Source organism: Bradyrhizobium sp. (assembly GCF_052389815.1).
GTDB lineage: Bacteria > Pseudomonadota > Alphaproteobacteria > Rhizobiales > Xanthobacteraceae > Bradyrhizobium.
In genome coordinates, this window is sequence record NZ_JBQTHN010000077.1 from 56045 (window position 1) to 75089 (window position 19045).

General features: G+C 65.7%; 21 protein-coding genes and 1 pseudogene. 18 read left to right on the forward strand and 4 right to left on the reverse strand.

Annotated elements, in window-relative coordinates; genetic code table 11:
- The first annotated feature begins 85 nt into the window (after positions 1-85).
- The 13 genes and pseudogenes from ACT4OC_RS13665 to ACT4OC_RS13725 all read left to right on the forward strand — a co-directional run.
- Entirely contained in the window at positions 86-817 is a 732-nt protein-coding gene (locus ACT4OC_RS13665) for a cytochrome c biogenesis CcdA family protein (protein ID WP_444839525.1), read from the forward strand.
- 150 nt (positions 818-967) lie between these two features.
- Positions 968-1432: a DoxX family protein gene (locus ACT4OC_RS13670; protein WP_444839526.1), complete on the forward strand. Its 465-nt coding sequence runs from the start codon at positions 968-970 to the stop codon at positions 1430-1432.
- A 92-nt stretch (positions 1433-1524) separates the two neighbouring features.
- Positions 1525-3315, forward strand: coding sequence for a thioredoxin domain-containing protein (locus ACT4OC_RS13675; RefSeq protein ID WP_444839527.1), 1791 nt, complete (start codon positions 1525-1527; stop codon positions 3313-3315).
- Between the two features lie 295 nt (positions 3316-3610).
- Complete coding sequence (gene bufA2 / locus ACT4OC_RS13680; protein ID WP_444839528.1) at positions 3611-3874, forward strand: BufA2 family periplasmic bufferin-type metallophore; 264 nt, start codon at positions 3611-3613, stop codon at positions 3872-3874.
- 176 nt (positions 3875-4050) lie between these two features.
- The gene (gene bufA2, locus ACT4OC_RS13685; protein ID WP_444839529.1) at positions 4051-4308 is read left to right on the forward strand and encodes a BufA2 family periplasmic bufferin-type metallophore; all 258 of its coding nucleotides are present in this window, start codon (positions 4051-4053) and stop codon (positions 4306-4308) included.
- Between the two features lie 91 nt (positions 4309-4399).
- Positions 4400-5290, forward strand: coding sequence for an MNIO family bufferin maturase (gene bufB / locus ACT4OC_RS13690; protein WP_444839546.1), 891 nt, complete (start codon positions 4400-4402; stop codon positions 5288-5290).
- Entirely contained in the window at positions 5287-6066 is a 780-nt protein-coding gene (locus tag ACT4OC_RS13695) for an HvfC/BufC family peptide modification chaperone (RefSeq protein ID WP_444839530.1), read from the forward strand. The genes bufB and ACT4OC_RS13695 overlap by 4 nt, the downstream gene beginning before the upstream one ends.
- Before the next feature lie 18 nt (positions 6067-6084).
- Complete coding sequence (locus tag ACT4OC_RS13700; RefSeq protein WP_444839531.1) at positions 6085-6867, forward strand: creatininase family protein; 783 nt, start codon at positions 6085-6087, stop codon at positions 6865-6867.
- A complete protein-coding gene (locus tag ACT4OC_RS13705; RefSeq protein ID WP_444839532.1) occupies positions 6864-7868 on the forward strand; it encodes a hypothetical protein in 1005 nt (334 codons plus the stop codon). Before ACT4OC_RS13700 ends, ACT4OC_RS13705 begins: the two co-directional genes overlap by 4 nt.
- Before the next feature lie 380 nt (positions 7869-8248).
- A complete protein-coding gene (locus ACT4OC_RS13710) occupies positions 8249-9601 on the forward strand; it encodes a protoglobin domain-containing protein (protein ID WP_444839533.1) in 1353 nt (450 codons plus the stop codon).
- On the forward strand, positions 9601-9858 hold the full coding sequence (locus ACT4OC_RS13715; RefSeq protein WP_444839534.1) for a hypothetical protein: 258 nt from the start codon (positions 9601-9603) through the stop codon (positions 9856-9858). Before ACT4OC_RS13710 ends, ACT4OC_RS13715 begins: the two co-directional genes overlap by 1 nt.
- Positions 9834-9995, forward strand: coding sequence for a hypothetical protein (locus ACT4OC_RS13720; protein WP_444839535.1), 162 nt, complete (start codon positions 9834-9836; stop codon positions 9993-9995). Before ACT4OC_RS13715 ends, ACT4OC_RS13720 begins: the two co-directional genes overlap by 25 nt.
- Before the next feature lie 67 nt (positions 9996-10062).
- Positions 10063-10497, forward strand: a pseudogene (locus ACT4OC_RS13725) (MAPEG family protein); the annotation flags it as partial.
- Positions 10498-10561: 64 nt separating this feature from the next.
- Here ACT4OC_RS13725 and ACT4OC_RS13730 read toward each other — a convergent pair.
- The 3 genes from ACT4OC_RS13730 to ACT4OC_RS13740 form a co-directional block, all read right to left on the reverse strand.
- The gene (locus tag ACT4OC_RS13730; RefSeq protein ID WP_444839536.1) at positions 10562-10945 is read right to left on the reverse strand and encodes a hypothetical protein; all 384 of its coding nucleotides are present in this window, start codon (positions 10943-10945) and stop codon (positions 10562-10564) included.
- Between the two features lie 146 nt (positions 10946-11091).
- Positions 11092-12429, reverse strand: coding sequence for a Spy/CpxP family protein refolding chaperone (locus tag ACT4OC_RS13735; protein ID WP_444839537.1), 1338 nt, complete (start codon positions 12427-12429; stop codon positions 11092-11094).
- Positions 12430-12533: 104 nt separating this feature from the next.
- Positions 12534-13952: an FAD-binding oxidoreductase gene (locus tag ACT4OC_RS13740; RefSeq protein WP_444839538.1), complete on the reverse strand. Its 1419-nt coding sequence runs from the start codon at positions 13950-13952 to the stop codon at positions 12534-12536.
- Between the two features lie 84 nt (positions 13953-14036).
- Here ACT4OC_RS13740 and ACT4OC_RS13745 point away from each other — a divergent pair, with 84 nt between their 5' ends.
- Positions 14037-14552: a thioesterase family protein gene (locus ACT4OC_RS13745; protein WP_444839539.1), complete on the forward strand. Its 516-nt coding sequence runs from the start codon at positions 14037-14039 to the stop codon at positions 14550-14552.
- Positions 14553-14556: 4 nt separating this feature from the next.
- On the opposite strand, the gene ACT4OC_RS13750 is transcribed toward ACT4OC_RS13745, so the two are convergent.
- Positions 14557-14730, reverse strand: a complete 174-nt coding sequence (locus ACT4OC_RS13750) for a DUF1328 domain-containing protein (RefSeq protein ID WP_444839540.1) — start codon at positions 14728-14730, stop codon at positions 14557-14559.
- A gap of 248 nt (positions 14731-14978) precedes the next feature.
- Here ACT4OC_RS13750 and ACT4OC_RS13755 point away from each other — a divergent pair, with 248 nt between their 5' ends.
- From ACT4OC_RS13755 to ACT4OC_RS13770, 4 genes are all read left to right on the forward strand, one after another.
- Positions 14979-17549: an ATP-dependent helicase gene (locus ACT4OC_RS13755; protein WP_444839541.1), complete on the forward strand. Its 2571-nt coding sequence runs from the start codon at positions 14979-14981 to the stop codon at positions 17547-17549.
- 96 nt (positions 17550-17645) lie between these two features.
- Complete coding sequence (locus ACT4OC_RS13760) at positions 17646-18059, forward strand: hypothetical protein (protein ID WP_444839542.1); 414 nt, start codon at positions 17646-17648, stop codon at positions 18057-18059.
- On the forward strand, positions 18059-18715 hold the full coding sequence (locus ACT4OC_RS13765; protein WP_444839543.1) for an OmpA family protein: 657 nt from the start codon (positions 18059-18061) through the stop codon (positions 18713-18715). The genes ACT4OC_RS13760 and ACT4OC_RS13765 overlap by 1 nt, the downstream gene beginning before the upstream one ends.
- Positions 18716-18843: 128 nt before the next feature.
- Positions 18844-19045: ATP-binding cassette domain-containing protein (locus ACT4OC_RS13770; RefSeq protein ID WP_444839544.1), on the forward strand; the 202-nt coding region annotated here is incomplete at its 3' end.

Consider the following 19045-nt stretch of genomic DNA (forward strand, 5'->3'; position numbering starts at 1 on the left):
AAAGCCCCCTCCGCCGCGAAACCACTGGAATGTTGCCCTCGTACAAGCCAATAGGATAGACGACGCGAGTTTCCCGAGGTGAGGCATGCACGACGTATCGGTCCCGGCGGCGGTTCTGGCAGGGTTGATCAGCTTCCTGTCGCCCTGCGTGCTGCCGCTGGTGCCGCCCTATCTGGTCTACCTGACCGGCGCCACCATCGAGCACGTCGCCAACGACGAGAGCGCGCAGACCTCGCGACGTGCCGTGATGACCTCGGCGGTGATGTTCGTGCTGGGCTTCTCCACCGTGTTCGTGGCGCTCGGCGCCAGCGCTTCCCTGATCGGCGGGCTGATCCGCGCCTGGTCGGCAGAGCTGTCGATCCTCGCCGGCGTCGTCATCATCGTCATGGGCCTGCACTTCCTGGGACTGACGCGGATCGGCTTCCTGATGCGCGAGGGCCGGCTGCCGATCCCCAAGCCCGTCGGGCTGTGGGGCGCCTATGTGATGGGGCTGGCGTTCGCCTTCGGCTGGACACCCTGCATCGGGCCGATCCTGGCCGCGATCCTTTCCGTGGCCGCGGCCGAGGCCACCGTCGCCAAGGGCGCGATGCTGCTCGGATTCTACTCCGCCGGGCTCGGCATTCCCTTCCTGCTGGCGGCGTTCGCCGTCGAACAGTTCTCCGAGCTGTTCATGCGGATGAAGAAGCATCTGGCGCGGGTCGAGCACGCGATGGGCGTGCTGATGGTGATCACCGGCATCGCATTCCTCACCGGCGCCATCACCAATGTCAGCGTCTGGCTGCTGGAGACATTTCCTGCGCTGCAACAATTCGGGTAGCAGCCGGCAAAATTTCCGCGAAGCCCTGTAACAAGCGGGCCGCCCGGCTCGAAACTCCTGCCAGGACAGGTCTTGGCCCCGGGGCATCTTGCGTGCCCCGACGGACTGCCGTCAGCGGCGATCGGTGCGATATTTCGAGAGGGTTACCCCATGAATTTCATCGTCAATCTGCTGATCCTGCTGCCGTCCAGCATCGCCGCGCATTTTGCCTGGGCCGGGCCGCTGATCATGCGCATCGTCGTCGGCTATACCTTCATGCTGGCCGGCTGGGGCAAGCTGAACAACCTGCCGCAGATGATCGAGAACTTTACCGAATGGGGAATCATCTTCCCGAAGATCATGACCCCCTTCGTCTCGGGCGTGGAGTTCTTCGGCGGCATCATGCTGATCGTCGGCCTGTTCACCCGCATCCCCGCGGCCATGCTCGCCTTCGCCATGCTGGTGGCGATCAAGTCGGCCAAATGGGAGATGGTGGATTCGCTGCAGTCGCTGCTCGGCTTCGAGGAGGCGACCTATTTCGCCGGCTTCCTGTGGCTTGCCATCGCCGGCCCCGGTGCGGCCTCGCTGGACCGGCTGCTGCTCAATGCCGCCGGAAGCGCCAAGGCGACGCCGTGAGCCTGCTCACTTTCGCGTGACATCGCGGCATCCCTGAGCCGCGATCGGCCGACGTCCGTAGCTCCCGGATGATCCGCGTCCCGGGGAATGCCATGAAACTTGCTCGCATCGCCGCCATCGTCATTGCCGCATTCGCAGCCTCGCCGGCTTCGGCTGGCGATCTGAAGTGGAGCGACTGGAACGAGGAACTGTTCACCCGCGCGAGCGCGGAGAAGCGCTTCGTCATTCTCGATCTGGAAGCCGTGTGGTGCCACTGGTGCCACGTGATGGAGAAGACGACCTACGCCGATCCCGAGGTGCAGTCGCTGCTGGCAGCAAAATACATTCCGGTCCGCGTCGACCAGGACGCCAATCCGGACCTGTCGAGCCGCTACGGCGACTGGGGCTGGCCGGCGACCATCGTGTTCGGACCCGACGGCAGCGAGATCGCCAAGATCAGGGGCTATATCGAGCCGCCGCGGATGCAGGCGCTGCTCAAGGCCATCATCGACGATCCCACGCCCGGCCCCTCCGTCACCGAAGCCTTCGAGGTGAAGCCGGCGGAGTCCGCGTTCCTGACGAAAGCGCAGCGCGAGGCGCTGACGAAGAATTACGACGAATCCTACGAGGACAAGCTCGGCGGCTGGGGCGAGTTGCAGAAATACATCGACGCCGACAGCATGGATCTCGCCATCGCCCGCGCCGAAGCCGGCGATGCCGCCGCCATCAGGCGTGCGCGGCAGACGCTGGATGCGGCGCTCGCCCTGATCGATCCGGTCTGGGGCGGCGTATTCCAGTATTCGGAGGGCGGCTCGTGGCGCAAGCCGCATTTCGAGAAGATCATGTCGTTCCAGGCGCAGTATTTGCGGCAATACAGCCAGGCCTACGCGCTGTGGAAGGATCCGAAATATCTCGGCGCCGCACGCGACATCGAGCGCTATCTGGTGGCTTTCATGCAAGGGCCCGACGGCGCGTTCCATGTCAGCCAGGATGCCGACCTCGATCACGACGTCGACGGGCACAAATACTACGCGCTCGGCGATGCCGAGCGCCGCAAGCTCGGCATGCCCCGCATCGACAGCAATCTCTACGCGCGGGAGAACGGCTGGGCGATCTCCGGCCTCGCCGCCTATTACAGCGTCAACGACGACGCCAAGGCGCTCGCCAATGCGGAGCGCGCGGCGCGATGGGTGCTTGCCAACCGGGCGCGGTCCGACGGCGGCTTCAATCATGGGCTCAAGGACCGCGGCGGACCGTTCATCGGCGATACGCTCGCGATGGGACAGGCGTTCCTCGATCTCTATGCCGCGACCGGCAACCGCGGCTGGCTGACATCCGCGGCAAAAGCCGGCGACTTCATCGCGACGTTCCGGGACGAGGCCGGCGGCTTCTTCACCTCGAGGAAATCCGAGGCAAGGACCGGCGTGTTCGCAAGGCCGGCCAAATTGATCGACGACCAGGTCCAGGTCGCGCGATTCATGAACATGCTGAACCGCTATTTCGGCAACGAAGCCTGGCGCGAGCAGGCCTCGCATGCGATGCGCTATCTCGCCAGCGCCTCGCGCGAAATGGTGCGGCCGCTGCCGGGGGTGCTGCTCGCCGACGAGGAACTCGCGATCGAGCCGACCCATATCACCATCGTCGGCCACAAGGACGACAAGCGGGCGCATGGCCTGCACAAATTGGCGCGCGCGCTGCCGGCCCGCTACAAGCGGCTGGAATGGCTGGACCTGCGCGAAGGCAAGCTGCCCAATCCGGACGTCGAATATCCCGATCTCGGCGAGCCCGCGGCGTTTGCATGCAGCAACCGCATCTGCTCGTTCCCCTCCTTCAATGCCGAGGAGCTTGCAGCCACCGTCAAGCAGATGGCGAAGCTGAAGCCGCAGCGATCGGCGCAGCATTGACAAGGTCAGCGTCCTGACTGAATCGGCGCCGCCCGGCGCAACGAAGTACTCCGGCAGGCCCGGGGTCAGATACAAACGGGATGCATGCTCGGCGAATGAGAAAATTTTCTTTTCAAGCGCTGTAACCAAATCGCGGGGTAACCCGTAGCTCGTTGTCGGATGAGCATTCATCGGGGTGGGTTCGACCTCCGCGAAGTCATCGTGATTGGGTGGGCGTCCTCCGTCGTGCGGCTCCCGGATCGAACGATCCGCAGATGCTCACGGCGTCATTGTCGTCAACATCGAGGAGAACGTCATGAAGTTGGATTCCAAATCGGGTGCCACGCTCGCTGCGGCCGCCGCCACGCTGTTCCTTGCCGGGGCTGCCTTGTCGACCGTGTCCACGCCGGCCGACGCCGCGCAGGGCAAGTGCATGGCCGCCAACGCCTGCAAGGGCCAGAGCGCCTGCAAAACCGCGGGCAGCGCTTGCAAGGGCCTGAACGCCTGCAAGGGCAATGGCTTTGCAATGATGTCGGAAGCCCAGTGCAAGGCCAAGGGCGGGGCGTTCGTCAAGGGTTGATGGCCAATCCATGCCTTTTTGGGAGGCCCGGCGGTCGGCCGGGCCTCTTTATCGAGCGACCGCCACAAAAAAATTCTTCGGCCGGCGTAACCAAACCACGATTCCATCCGTAGCTCTCGAAGGTGCCGTCCCTGGCCGGGCCCGCACCTTCATTCGCTCTAGGAGGAGAAAACCCAATGAAGATGACGTCCAAGTCCGGTGCCGTTCTCGCCGCCGCCGCTGCTACCCTGTTCGTGGCCGGCACCACCCTGTCCACCACCACCGCCTTTGCCCAGGACGGCAAGTGCGTGGGCGCCAACGCCTGCAAGGGCCAGAGCGCGTGCAAGGGCGCGTCCAACGCCTGCAAGGGCCAGAACGCCTGCAAGGGCCAGGGCTTCTCGGCCATGACCAAGGAGAAGTGCGCCGCCGCCAAGGGCAAGTTCATGCCGTCCTAGGGCTCCGCCGACATCGGAACGGGGGTCCGGTAGGCCGGGCCCCTGTTTCATGGTAGTTCTTGCGTATCGGAAGCAGATCGAGCCGAACCGGATGAACGTCGCGAGCAGATTGCCGGACACTTCGCGCAACGACGGCCCCCGGCAATCCGCGAGGCCGCCCTTCCTCGGTTTCGGCCTCGGCTTGCGTCACCAGCATTACGACGAGATCCTGTCCGGCAATCCGCCGATCGACTGGTTCGAGATCATCAGCGAAAACTACATGGTGCCGGGCGGCCAGCCGTTGCAGACGCTGGAAAAGATCCGCGCACGCTATCCGGTGGTGATGCACGGCGTATCGCTGTCGATCGCCTCCACCGCGCCGCCGAACTTCGAATATCTGCAAGGCCTGAAAGACCTCGCCCATCGCGTCGAGCCGAAATGGGTGTCTGACCACCTGTGCTGGACCGGCGTGCACGGCAAGAACCTGCACGACCTGCTGCCGATCCCCTACACGAAGGAAGCGCTCGACCACGTCGTCAGCCGCGTGCAGCTGGTGCAGGATTTCCTCGGCCGCGCCCTCGTGCTCGAGAACGCCTCCACCTACGTGCAGTTCAAGAATTCGGAGATGGCCGAGTGGGAGTTCATATCCGAACTGGTGCGCCGTACCGGCTGCTGGCTGCTGTTCGACGTCAATAACGTCTATGTCAGCGGCTTCAACCACGGCTTCGACCCAATGACCTTCCTCAACGGCATCCCGGCCGACCGGGTGGTGCAATTTCACATGGCCGGCCACAGCCATATGGGCACCCACATCATCGATACCCACGATCATCCGGTCTGCGAGGACGTCTGGGACCTCTACGCGGAGGCGATGAAGCGCTTCGGCTGGGTCTCGACCATGATCGAGCGCGACGACAATATCCCTCCGCTCGAGGAGCTGATCCTCGAAGTCAACCGCACCCGCGAAATGGCCGAGCAGGTGCTGGGCCCGGCTCCGCGATGAGCGATCTCGCACGCCAGCAGGCCGACTTCCAGCGCGGCATCCTTGCCGGCGACGACAGCGTGCTGGGCGAAATCCCCGACAGCCCGAGGGAGAAGCGCGAGACGCTGTTCGGCGTCTACCGTTACGCCTATGGCTCGCGGCTGGTCGAGGCGCTGCGCAACGATCACGAATTGCTGCATGCCTATCTCGGCGACGAGATGTTCGACGAGATGGGGCACGCCTATGTCAAGGCGCACACGTCGGAGCACCCGAACCTGCGCTGGTTCTCGCAAGCCCTGCCCGACTTCCTGCGCACCGGCGCGCCCTACAGCGGATACCCCGTGCTGGCCGATCTCGCCGCGCTGGAAAAGGCGCTGAACGACGCGTTCGACGGCACCGACGGCGCCGTGCTTGCATTGGCCGACGTTGCCGCCTTTGCACCGGAGGTGTGGAAGGACCTCACCTTCTCAGCGCATCCCACGGCGGCACGCCTCGATCTCGCCACCAATGCAGCCGCGATCTGGCGCGCGCTCAAGGCGGACGAGACTCCGCCGGACGCGGAGACATCAGCTGAACCCATCCGCATTCTGGTGTGGCGGCAGGAAAACACGCCGATGTTCCGCGAGCTTCCGGCCGAAGAAGCCATGATGTGGGACGAGGCCGCCAGCGGCGTGCCGTTCGGCGTGCTCTGCTCGATGCTCGCGACCTATGACGATCCCGACAGTGCGGCGGGCCGCGGCGCGGGCTACCTGCACGGCTGGGTGACGAGCGGGCTTCTAAGCGGCGTTTCCGCCTGACCCCGAAAGGCCGAAGCCATGAGCGTCGAGGCCGAACGCAGTTTCGTCGAGCACATGAGCTGGGACGAAGTCGCGCGCCGCATCGCGGCAGGCGCCGCCGCGATCCTGCCGGTCGGCGCCGCCGCAAAGCAACATGGCCTGCATCTGCCGCTCGGCACCGATCGTATCCAGGCCGAATTCCTCGCTTCAAAGCTCGCCGCGCGCATCGACGCGCTGGTATGGCCGGCGCTGACCTACGGGCATTATCCGGCCTTCGTCGAATATGCCGGAAGCATCAGCCTGTCGGCGGCGACATTCGAGGCGGCCGTTGCAGAGATTGCGTCGGGAATCGTTTCCCATGGCTGCCGCGCGCTGTTCGTGCTCGATACCGGCATCAGCACGCGCGCCGCGGCCGGGCGCGCGCTGGCGCGGCTTCAGGCCGGCAACACGCTGCATTTGACGATTCACGACGGCCCGCGCTATCGCCACGCCGCGGCCGGGTTCGCCCGGCAAGCCCACGGCAGCCACGCCGACGAGCTCGAGACGTCGCTGATGCTGGCCATTGCGCCCGAGATCGTCGAGATGTCGCGCGCCGAGGCCAGCCCGCCCATCGCGCAGGCGGCGCCGGGATGCCTGACGCCCTCGGACGAGACCTCGCCGAACTACAGCCGTTCCGGCAGCTTTGGCGATCCGACGCTTGCGACCCTGGAAAAAGGCGAAGCCCTGCTCGCAGCCATGCTTGACGATATCGCCGTGCAGGCGACGGCATTTCTTGCCGGACTGTCCGGCACGGCGGGCGAAGCCAGGGGCGCGGCGTCATGAAGCGAGCCGCGCCATTTCGCACCCTCGCTCTCGCCGTTGCCGCGGCGCTGGCGAGCGCGTTTCCATTTCTCGCCGATGCGCAGTCCGAATTCATGCGCGGCAACCGGATGCCCTACGACGCGTTCGAAAAACTGCCCAAGACCGATCTCGATGTGCCCGGCGGCGTCATCCATGTCGGCTTCGCGCCGGGCGAGATCGCGCTGCCGCAAGAGAAAGTGCTGGAATGGGTGAAGACCTCGGCAAGAGCCGTCGCCACCTATTACGGACGCTTCCCCGTCAGCGAGCTGAAACTGTTGATCGTGCCGGTGAACGGCCCACGCGTGCGCGGCGGCACCACCTGGGGCTATCGCGGCGCCGCGATCCGGATCATGCTCGGGCGCGATGCCGATGAGGATGCGCTGCGGCGCGACTGGGTGATGGTGCACGAGATGGTGCATCTCGCCTTGCCCGAGCTCGCCGAGCGCCATGCCTGGCTGTCCGAGGGGCTCGCGGTCTATATCGAGCCGGTCGCGCGGGTGCAGGCCGGAGATCTCACCGCGGCCGAAATCTGGCAGGCGATGATGCGCGACATGCCCAAGGGCCTGCCGGAAGCCGACGACCGCGGCCTCGACAATACCGACACCTGGGGACGCAAGTACTGGGGCGGCGCGATGTTCTGCCTGCTCGCCGACATCGAGATCCGAAAAGCCACCGGCAACAGGCTCGGCCTGCAGGACGCCATGCGCGGCGTGATATCGGCCGGCGGCAATCACGAGCAGGACTGGCCGATCGCGCGCGTGCTCGCCGCCGCCGACAAGGCGGTCGGCGTCGACGTGCTGACGCGCCTTCGCAACGAGATGGGGCCACAACCGGTGACGCCCGACCTCGCCGCGCTCTGGCGCAACCTCGGCCTGCGCCCCCGCGGCGAGGCGCTCGAATTCGACGATACCGCGCCGCTTGCCGCCATCCGCAAGGCTATCACCGCGCCGGCGATCCCCGACATCAGGCGTAGGAGCAAATAGGCGATGCGCTCCTCCGCAGAACACTGCCCCAGCACCGTCGCAAGCTCGGATACATCGCGCATCTCGGCAATCGATGTGCTGGCGACCGCCGACGGCTGGCGACTTGCAGAAGCAAGCTATCCATAGTGCCGTCGGAAACGCAAGCTTGCACGCACCGCAGCGGCCAACACCTGCGTCAAGGCGCTGACCGGCGCCGCCGCCGCGGCGCGGAAGCGACGTGTGTTAACCCAGATCAACAACCTGCATCAAATTAATACGTTCGGAACTTAACCGGGAATCACCTTAACTCCCGAATCGACAAGCTACGCGCACATTCCCCGCTCCGCGGACAATTTGTACGGCGGGTTTTCAATTGGCCGGATTCCGCTCAGGGGAATTTCATGACACAAGTCATTTCGACGGACGGGAATCAGGATCGCGAAGCGCGGATGCGCTTCATGCGCATCGACGGCGTCACCGGCAAATTGCTCCGCGAGTTCTGGGCCGTGGTCGAGCCGGAACTGCCGGACATACTCGAAGGCTTCTATCGCCACGCCACCGCCGAGCCGCAGCTCGCGCGGATGATCGGCAACGACATTCCGCGGCTCAAAACGGCGCAGGCCACGCACTGGGCGCGCCTGTTCAAGGGACGGTTCGATCAGGAGTACATGCAGGGCGTTCGCGCCATCGGCCTCGTGCACAACCGGATAGGGCTGGAACCGCGCTGGTACATCGGCGGCTACAATTACGTGCTGGGTCGGCTCGCCGGCGTCGCGGTGGCGCACTATCGCTGGCGAACCGGCCGGCTGACGGCGGTGCTGGCCGCGGTCAACTGCGCCGTAATGCTGGACATGGACCTTGCGATTTCGGTCTATCAGGACGCGATGCTGGAGCAGCGCGCCCAGCAACAGCACAAGATCGCCGCGGCGATCACGGCATTCGATGACCGCATCGGGACCGTTCTGGCGACAGTCGGCGGTTCCGCCGGCAATCTGAAGCACGCAGCTAACGCGCTGGCTGCGAATGCGGAGGAATCGACGAGGCAATCGACCACGGTCGCTGCAGCGTCCGAGCAGGCGTCCACGAACGTGCAGGCGGTCGCTTCCGCGACCGAGCAGCTCAGTACGTCCGTCAGGGAGATCGGGCGACAGGTGGCGGAATCCACCCGCATCAGCGGCAAGGCGGTGGACCAGGCGCGCCTGTCCGGTGCCAGCATCCGCGATCTGGCCGAGGCCGCGCAGAAAATCGGCGCAGTTGTCGAGTTGATCAATACGATCGCGGCGCAAACCAATCTGCTCGCGCTCAACGCCACCATCGAGGCGGCGCGCGCCGGCGAGGCCGGCAGGGGCTTTGCCGTCGTCGCCTCCGAGGTCAAGGCGCTTGCCGAACAGACGGCGCGCGCCACCGAAGAGATCAGCCAGCAAGTTCTCGCCATCCAGGCGGCGACGAAGCAGTCGGTCTCCGCCATCGCGGAGATCGGGACGACGATAGGATCGGTCAACGAGATCGCCACCGCGATAGCGGCCGCGATCGAGGAGCAGGGCGTGGCGACGGCGGAAATCGCGCGCAACATCCAGGAAGCCGCGCGCGGCACGCGGGAGGTGTCGGGCAACATCGGCGGCGTGAGCGGAGCGGCGGGACAGACGCGCGAAACCGCGATGCAATTGCTGTCCTCGGCTGACGAACTGGCGGCGCAGTCAGAGACGATGCGCGCCAGCGTCGAAGGCTTCTTTGCGACGATCCGGTCGGCTTGATGACGAACATTCCGGGAGGCCCGTTTCCGGAAGGCGAAGTCCGCGCCGCGGCGGATCGCCCGCCTGACGAATTGATCCTCCAGCATCTGGGCGCAGCGGTCATGCTTTGCTGGTCGAGGCTGCCGCTCGGGACCAGGGAGCAGATCCTCAATCAGGCCGGCGACGTCCTCGGGCTGGCACCGGCATCCCGCGAGGAAATCGTCACGCTTCTGTTGCGGCACAGCAAGGCGCAATGGTCGGCCGAGAAAATGCGATAGAGCCCGACCTCGCCGCGCTCTGGCGCAACCTCGGCCTGCGCCCGTGCGGCGAGGCGCTGGAATTCGACGACGCTGCGCCGCTTGCCGCCATCCGCAAGGCCATCACGGCGCGGGCCAAAACCAAAGAGACTGACTGAAATAGCTTTTCCCCTTCCCGAAAATGCTTGCTAACAATCAGGGCATAGCAAAATCGCGGGACGGACCATGGAGAGACTCAGTCTACAGAATCCCGTTTTCGCGACCTACGTCATTGCCGCCTCGATCATGATCCTCAAGGCGGTCGCCATGTCGTGGCTAACCGTACTGCGGATGATGCGGGAGAAGGGCGGCTTCCGTTCCCCTGAGGATATCAGGAAGACGCCACTCAATCCCGAGCCCGACGCGAAGCAGCTCCAGCCCAATGAGCGCGTCGAGCGCATCCGGCGGATTCACCTGAACGATCTGGAGAACCTGCCGTTCTTCCTCGTCGCCGGATTGCTATTCGTCCTGACCAACCCGTCGCTGCTGCTGGCGCGTTGGCTGCTGTATGGATATGTCGCGTCGCGGCTCCTGCATTTCGCCGCCTATTTCACGGCGCAGACGCATGATATGCGCGCCACCTTGTGGACGATCGGTTCACTTATCCTGATCTTCATGACGTGCTGGACCTTGGTCGCTGCATTTTGGGGAGAGCCGACGCAGCGGCGCCGGACGCGCCTGACCGCTACTGCTGCAATTGCGGAAAATCCCGCAGCAAGTCGTCGCGGATCGATTTGGCCTGGATGGCGCGGAACAGCGTCTTCGCCGTCGCGACGTTGCCGGCCGCGAGGCACAATTCGACGATCTGGCGCACGGCGACATCGCGCAGCAATTCGTCGGAAATCTTCATGGCGATTTCCATCGCCGCCCGCGCCGCGCGCTCGTAGCGCTCGACGTCGCGCTTGATCTTCTTGTGGGTGCGGTCGCCGGCTGCGCCGACCTTTGCCGCGCTGTCGGCAGCCGAGCGGCAGATCTCGCGTATCCGCTTGGCCGCTTCGATATCGCCGATCGGCCCTTCGATCGTCTCGTCCCAGATTTCCGTACGCTGGGCTCTCTTGAACCACTGCATCGCCGCACCCCGCCCGTAGCGTTTTCAAGCGAAGTGGGCACCGGTTCGCGTGAAGAAAACGCGTCAAGCAACAAACTATGCCGGGAGCATAGCTGGATTTGCGGCGGGCTGTGAACCGCGCCGTCGCAGCCCCGGGAGAGTACCCCTCAGGCCGGCCGCGCCGGTCCGATCGCCTCGAACGCCGCCCGCTGCTCGTCGTTCAGCGTGGCGTAGAAATCCTCGAGCGCAGCCCGCACCTGCTTGACCGCCTGCAACATGGCATCGAGCCGCCTGGCGGCGGCAGCCATGCGCGCGGGCGGCGTGAGCGGCTGACCCCCGGCTTGGCACGCCGCCTTCAACTCCTCCGCGACGCGCGCGCTGGTGTCCTGCAGCACCTGAAGCGCGCCCTTTTGCGTGTCGTTCGGACGGATCCTGGCCTCGATCTCGCTGGTCGGCCATTGCAGCGCCGCCGGTCCCGGCGTGCCACAGCCTTGCGCCGGAGAAGCGCTGTCGGCGGAGGCGACCGCCGACTTGCGCTGACTTTCAGCGAGGCCATTGAACCGCGCCTTCTGCTCGTCGTCGAGCAGACCATAGAACCTCTCCAGCCGAGGCTGGATCAAGGCGGTGGCCGAGATCATCGCCTCGATCCGCTGCTGCATGGCAGCGAGCCTGCCCGGGGCGGTCAGCATGGCCTGCGACGGGCAGGCGATGCGGATGTTCTGCGCGGCGGTGAGCGAGGCCTGGCCGAGCTCGGACAGCGCCGCGAGTTGCGGCTCCGTGGGCTGCACCGCGTCCGCGATCTGGTCGACCGGCATGCCGGCGACCGCGCGGCTGTCGCTGCCGCACATCGCGCCGATCGCAATCGGCCTGCCGCGCCGGCGGTCATAGCTTCGCCGCGGGAAATAGCCGGCGAGGTCGTCATAGCCGTACGGCGGGAAGATGCCGGCATAGATATCGGGGAAGCCATAGCCCCAGAAGCCGAGGCCATCGTCCCAGATCGCGTAATCATAGATGTCGTTGTAGGCGAACGGCCAGAACAGCGGGCCGACCCAGCCATAGCCGCCGTTGCCGTGACGCCACCAGCCGTCGCCGACCGCGCCGCCATGCCAGCCCGCCAGCGCAGCCGCCGCGGTGAGCTGCGCGCGTGCCATCGGGCTGCTCAGCAGCTTGCCGTTGCGCAGCGCGCCGGGACGGGACAACAGGTTCATCGCGTTGCGCCCGGGCGCAAGCGCAGCATGGCGTATCTGACCGAAGTTCCGGTGCCGTGCCGCGTGGCGCGGGCCGCCGAAATGCGTGCGTCCGACCGCGTGACGCGAGACGCCGCCGCGATGTCCGCCGAAATGTTGGTGCCCGCCGCCGTGCCCGCGGACGCCGTGACCATGGCCGCCGCCGTGTCCGTGGCCTCCGCCGCGCCCTCCTCCGTGGCCGCCGCCCTTGGCGAATACGTCGCCCGACAGCGCCAGAATGAGAGCAAGAACCGCAATTCCCAACGCGCGCCCAACCATGGCACCCTCCCTGCGCTCGCCCGCCTAGAACGCAGCGGCAGTGATGACGCAGGAAGACGGCAAAAGTTCCGCGCGATCGGGGCGGCGCGCGGGCCGCCGATGCGTCAGGCCGCCGGAACGATCTTGCCGGGGTTGAAGATGTTCTGCGGATCGAGCGCCTTCTTCAGCGCGCGCATGGCATCCAGCGCCTCGGTGCCGAGCTCGGCTTGCAGATATTTCTGCTTGCCCTGCCCGATGCCGTGCTCGCCGGTGCAGGTGCCGCCCATCGCCTGCGCGCGTTCGACCAGGCGATGCATGAACTCCTCGCCGCGCGCCATCTCCTCGGCGTTGTCGACGTCGCAGACCAGCGAGCAATGGAAATTGCCGTCGCCGACATGACCGACGATCGGCGACAGCAGGCCGAGCCGCTTCAGATCGTCCTCGGTCTCGGTGACGCAATCGGCGAGCCGCGAGATCGGCACGCAGACGTCGGTGGCGACGACGCCGGCCCCGGGGCGCAGCGCCTTCACCGACCAGTAGGCGTCGTGACGCGCCTGCCAGAGTTTTGTGCGGTCCTCCGGCTTGGTGGTCCACGAGAATTCGCCGCCGCCGCATTCCTTGGCGATCTCGCCGAAATTCCTCGACTGCTCGGCGACCTCGACGTCGCTGCCGTGGAATTCCAGCAGCAGCAGCGGCGTCTCCGGCAGCGTCAGCTTCGAGTAGGAATTACAGGCCTTCACCTGCTCGGCATTGAGCAATTCGATGCGCGCCAGGGGAATCCCGGTCTGAATGGCGAGGATCGTCGCCTGACAAGCGCCGCGCACGGTTTCGAACGAGCACGCCGCCGCCGCAACGGTCTCGGGAATGCCGCGCAGCTTGATCGTCAGCTCCGAGATGATGCCGAGCGTGCCCTCGGCGCCGACGAACAGATGGGTGAGGTCGTAGCCGGCGGAGGATTTCTTCGCTCGGGTGCCCGTGGTGATGATCTCGCCGTCGCCGCGCACCACCTTCAGGGCCAGCACGTTCTCGCGCATGGTGCCGTAGCGCACCGCGTTGGTGCCGGAGGCGCGGGTCGATGTCATGCCGCCGAGCGAGGCGTCGGCGCCGGGATCGATCGGGAAGAACAGCCCCTGGTCGCGCAGGTGCTCGTTCAGCATCTTGCGGGTGACGCCGGGCTGGATCACGCAATCCAGATCCTCGGCGTGCACTTCGAGGATCCGGTTCATGTCGCGCAGATCGATGCAGACGCCGCCGGCCGGCGCATTGACCTGCCCTTCCAGCGAGGTGCCGGTGCCGAACGCGATGACAGGCACGCCATTCTTCGCGCAAATGCGCACCGCGTCCTGGATGTCCTCGGTTTCCTGCGCCATCACCACGGCGTCCGGCGGCTGCGAGGCCAGCCACGTGGTGGTATGGGCATGCTGCTCGCGCACCGCCTGCGAGGTGATCAGCCGGTTGCCGAACCGCGCCGCCAGCGCATCGATGGCGCTCTTCAGGGCCTGCGGCTCCGGCCGCTTCATATTGCTTGCTATGGTCGTCGCCACGTCAGATTTCCTCCGGATTTTGGGGGACCGTGGCAAAGGATATATAAGGGGTCAAGAACCCAGTTGCGCCCTCAGGGAGATACGATGACATCCGCGACCGCCGCCCGGGAGATGAAACTGCCGACCGCCCCCTTCGTTTCCTCGGTGATGCAGATCGAGCCGCAATGGATCGACTACAACGGCCATCTCAACATGGCCTATTACAACGTGATGATGGACCGTGCGATCGACGAGCTGTGGCTGCAACTCGGCATCGGGCCGGCCTACAAGAAGGAGCGGCACGGCTCGACCTTCACCGCCGAATGCCACGTGCGCTACTTAAGGGAGATTCATCTCGGCGATCCCGTGCAGGTCACGGTCTATCTGCTCGCCGCCGATGACAAGCGCATCCACACTTTTGAGGAACTGCGTCACGCCACGGAAGGGTGGATTTCCGCAACGTCCGAGAACATCACGCTGCATATCGACATGAGCGCGCGCAAGGTGGCGCCCTTCCCATCGGACATCCGCGCCCGCATCGCTGCCATCGCGGATATCCATGCCGCGGTTCCGCGGCCGGAGGGCATCGACCGAAAGATGGCGATGCCCTCGCCCAAGTGATCCGCTAGACCTGCGTCCGGCCTCGGGCGAGGCCGATCACCGCCGAGATCAGGAACAGCACGATGGCGATGAAGAAGATCGCCTTCGCAATCTCGACCGATGCGCCGGCAATGCCGCCGAAGCCGAGAACGCCGGCAATCAGCGCGATGATCAGAAACGTAACAACCCAGCCCAACATGATCTTTCCCTCTCCTCCTGGGCGCGCGCAGCGCCCCGACCCTGTGCGGACAATGCGAGGCGGGGAACGCCGGTTCCGTAGCGAGAAAGGGCGAAAATTCTTTGTGAGACAGGAACGAAATCGCACCCCGATCCGAGGTGATAAAACCTGTCAGAACGGCCGATCGGGCCCTATATGGTCGGCAATCCCTGCTAAGAAGGCTCCCTTTCACCGCTTCACGGTGCCATCGTGGGGAAATGCGATTCGCGATGACCGAGCCGAACAAACTGCCCCATGCGAGCGTCCCCGAGCACCAGCCGATGGCCGGCGGGATCGCCGCGCGTGCGCGCGCCGCGGCCGGCCCGCAGTATCTTTCCGGGCTCAATCCCGAGCAGCGCGAGGCGGTGGAGACGCTGGACGGCCCGGTGCTGGTGCTGGCCGGCGCCGGCACCGGCAAGACGCGCGTGCTCACCACCCGCATCGCCCATATCCTGAGCCTCGGGCGCGCCCGGCCGCATGAAATCCTGTCGGTGACCTTCACCAACAAGGCGGCGCGCGAGATGAAGCTCCGCCTCGGCCAGATGCTCGGCCATGCGGTGGAAGGCATGCCGTGGCTCGGTACCTTCCACTCCATCGGCGGCCGCATCCTGCGCCATCATGCCGAGCTGGCGCAGCTCAAATCCAACTTCACCGTGCTCGACGTCGACGACCAGGTGCGGCTGCTCAAGCAGCTCTTGCAGGCCGAGACCATCGACGACAAGCGCTGGCCGGCACGCATGCTGGCCGGCCTGATCGACGGCTGGAAGAACCGCGGCCTGACGCCTTCGCAGGTTCCGGCGGGCGAAGCCGCCGTGTTCGCCAACGGCAAGGGCGGCAAGCTCTACACGGCCTATCAGGAGCGGCTGAAGATCCTCAACGCCGCCGATTTCGGCGACCTCTTGCTGGAGAACATCCGCATCTTCCGCGAGCACCCCGACGTGCTGCGCGGCTACCAGAGCCGCTTCAAGTTCATCCTGGTCGACGAATATCAGGACACCAACGTCGCGCAGTATCTGTGGCTGCGGCTGTTGTCGCAAGCGCCTAGCTCCTCCTCGTCATTGCCGGGCTTGACCCGGCAATCCATCGACTCTTCACAAGATGGATCACCGGGTCACGACGCTTCGCGTCGGCCCGGTGACGACGAAGAAAGGATTGCCGCAACCGTGTTGCCTCCTTCGCCAGCCCCCCCCAAAAACATCTGCTGCGTCGGCGATGACGACCAGTCGATCTATGGCTGGCGCGGCGCCGAGGTCGACAACATCCTGCGCTTCGAGCATGACTTTCCCGGCGCCAGGGTGATCCGCCTCGAGCGCAATTACCGCTCGACCGGCCACATCCTCGCCGCCGCTTCGCATCTGATCGCGCACAACGAAGGCCGGCTCGGCAAGACGCTGCGCACCGAGGACGTCGACGGCGAAAAGGTCACCGTCACCGGTGCGTGGGATTCGGAAGAGGAAGCCCGCGCCATCGGCGAGGAGATCGAGGAGCTGCAGCGCGCGCAGGAAAACCTCAACGAGATCGCCATTCTCGTCCGCGCCTCGTTCCAGATGCGCGAGTTCGAAGATCGCTTCGTCACGCTCGGCCTGCCCTATCGCGTGATCGGCGGTCCCCGCTTCTACGAGCGCGCCGAAATCCGCGACGCGCTGGCTTACTTGCGCACCATCAATTCGCCCGCCGACGACCTCGCCTTCGAGCGCATCATCAACGTGCCCAAGCGAGGCCTCGGCGATGCCACCGTGCAGCTGCTGCACGACCACGCCCGCAAGCGCCGCATCTCGCTGTTCGACGCCGCCCGCGCCGTGGTCGAGACCGACGAGCTGAAGCCCAAGGCGCGCGGCTCCTTGCGCGATCTCGTGCTGAAGTTCGACCGCTGGCGCGCGCAGAGCGAAGTCACCGCGCATACCGAGCTCGCCGAGATCGTGCTCGACGAGAGCGGCTATACCGAGATGTGGCAGAAGGACCGCTCGGCGGACGCCGCCGGCCGGCTGGAGAACCTGAAGGAGCTGGTCCGCTCCATGGAGGAGTTCGAGAATCTGTTGGGCTTTCTCGAGCATATTTCGCTGGTGATGGACCGCGAGGACGGCGCCCAGGAGGAAGCGGTGTCGCTGATGACGCTGCATTCCGCCAAGGGGCTGGAGTTCGACAACGTCTTCCTGCCCGGCTGGGAGGAAGGCCTGTTTCCGAGCCAGCGCACCCTCGACGAGCAGGGCCGCGCGGGCCTGGAGGAAGAGCGCCGCCTCGCCCATGTCGGCCTGACCCGCGCCCGCCGCCGCGCGAAAATCTTCTTTGCCACCAACCGCCGCATCCACGGCACCTGGTCGACCACCATCCCCTCGCGCTTCCTCGACGAATTGCCGGCGCAAAGCGTCGAGATCACGGAATCCAAGGGCGGCTCCGGCTGGGGCGGCGCCGGCGGCTACGGCCCCTCGCGCTTCGACAACGTCGAATCGTTCGGCTCCAGCTACACCACGCCGGGCTGGCAGCGCGCCCAGGCCAACCGCGCCCGCAACCGCGGCGGCCAGGCCCGCGGCGGCTTCAACGAGGAGCAGTCGTCGTTCTCAGGCTCGCGCAGCGATGCCTTCGGCGGCGGCTTTTCGCGCAACAAGCGCGGGCCGATGACGATCGAGGGCGAGCTGGTGGCGAAATCCACCTCAACTTCCGAGTTCTCGCTGGACGACCGCGTCTTCCACCAGAAGTTCGGCTACGGCCATGTCGTGAAGATTGACGGCAACAAGCTCACCATCGCCTTCGAGAAGGCCGGCGAGAAGAAGGTGGTCGACAGTTTCGTGGAGCGGGTGTGACAGGCCCTGTCGCCGCGGCAACAGTGCCGTGGACACCGCTCCGCACGCCCGTCGCGGCCCTTGACCATCCCTGAAATCATCGGTTGAGATGTTCCCATGGTTCGGGGAGGGATTTATCTGCTTGCCGCGTGTCTGGCCCTGCCGTCTGTGGCGGCGGCGGAGACGATGAGCTTTGGCGATGCGGCGGCCATGCTGGCCAAGGGCTGCGGCGCGGAGATCGTCGCCAATTGCCGCGGGGTCAATCTCGATTCCAACCGCCTCAAGGAGTGCCTGTCGCGCAACCAGGACGTGACCTCGCCGCAGTGCAAGGCCACCTACCTGCAGGCCTTCGACGCCATCCAGAAGCGGATCGCGGCGCGCGTGACGGTGGCGAACGCCTGCACCCGCGAGATCGTCAAGATCTGCCATGGCTCGACCAAGGAGACCAGCAAGTCGGTGCCCTGCCTGATGACGGCAAGCGGCGTCAGCCGCAACTGCAACCAGGCCCTGACCGACGCGGGGTATCGCTGATGCCTGCCTTGCGCCACATCGGCCTGCTGGCAGGCGGCGTCCTCATGCTGCTGGCGTGCGCGCCGGCTTCGGCGCAGACCGCGCCGAGCCGCGACGACATCGTCGCCAAGCTCGACAAATACCAGGCCGACCTCGAGCTCGACGTCCCCGCGCTGCGCCAGCAGGTGACCGAGCGCTCGAAGATGCGCGGCAAGAGCGAGCCGCCGCCCGGCAAGCGGCCGCCGATCGCGCCCGACCTGAAGAAGCTGCCGACCTTCAACGTCGACATCTCCTTCGACGTCGATACGCCGATCGTGCAGCCGGAATCCTACCAGACCGTCGGCCGCATCGCCGACGCGCTGGTGCATTCCTCGCTGCTGCCCTACACTATCCTGGTCGTCGGCCATATCGAGGCGAACGGCAAACGCGAGGCCAACGCCATCCTCAGCCAGCGCCGCGCCGATGCGATCCGCGAAATCCTGGTCAACACCTTCAAGATTTCCGCCAAGCGGATCCAGTCGGTTGGGCTGGGCGAAGAGCAGTTGCTCGACTACGCGCGCCCTACCGCGCCGGTCAACAACCAGATCCAGATCATGACGCTGGCGAAGATTCCGGAGCCGACCGAGCCGCCCGCCGCCGCGCCTGCGAAGAAGCAGCCGGCGAAGAAGAAAAAGTAGGCTGCGGCGCCGATTGCAGAACCTCGTTCTCTTTCCTATCTGACCTCAGCCCCTTCCATTCCGGCTCTGGCATACCAGCGCGTTGCCGGCTCCTCCGCCATTCCAGAGACCGATCGACCAAGCCCCTCATGTCGCCTGTCATTTCCGTTTCCAATCTCTCGAAGGTCTACGGCTCCTCCTTCAAGGCGCTGAACAACGTCAACCTCGACATCGCCCGCGGCGAAATCTTCGCGCTGCTCGGGCCCAACGGCGCCGGCAAGACCACGCTGATCAGCACCATCTGCGGTATCGCCAATCCGACCTCGGGCAGCATCGCGGTCGGCGGCCATG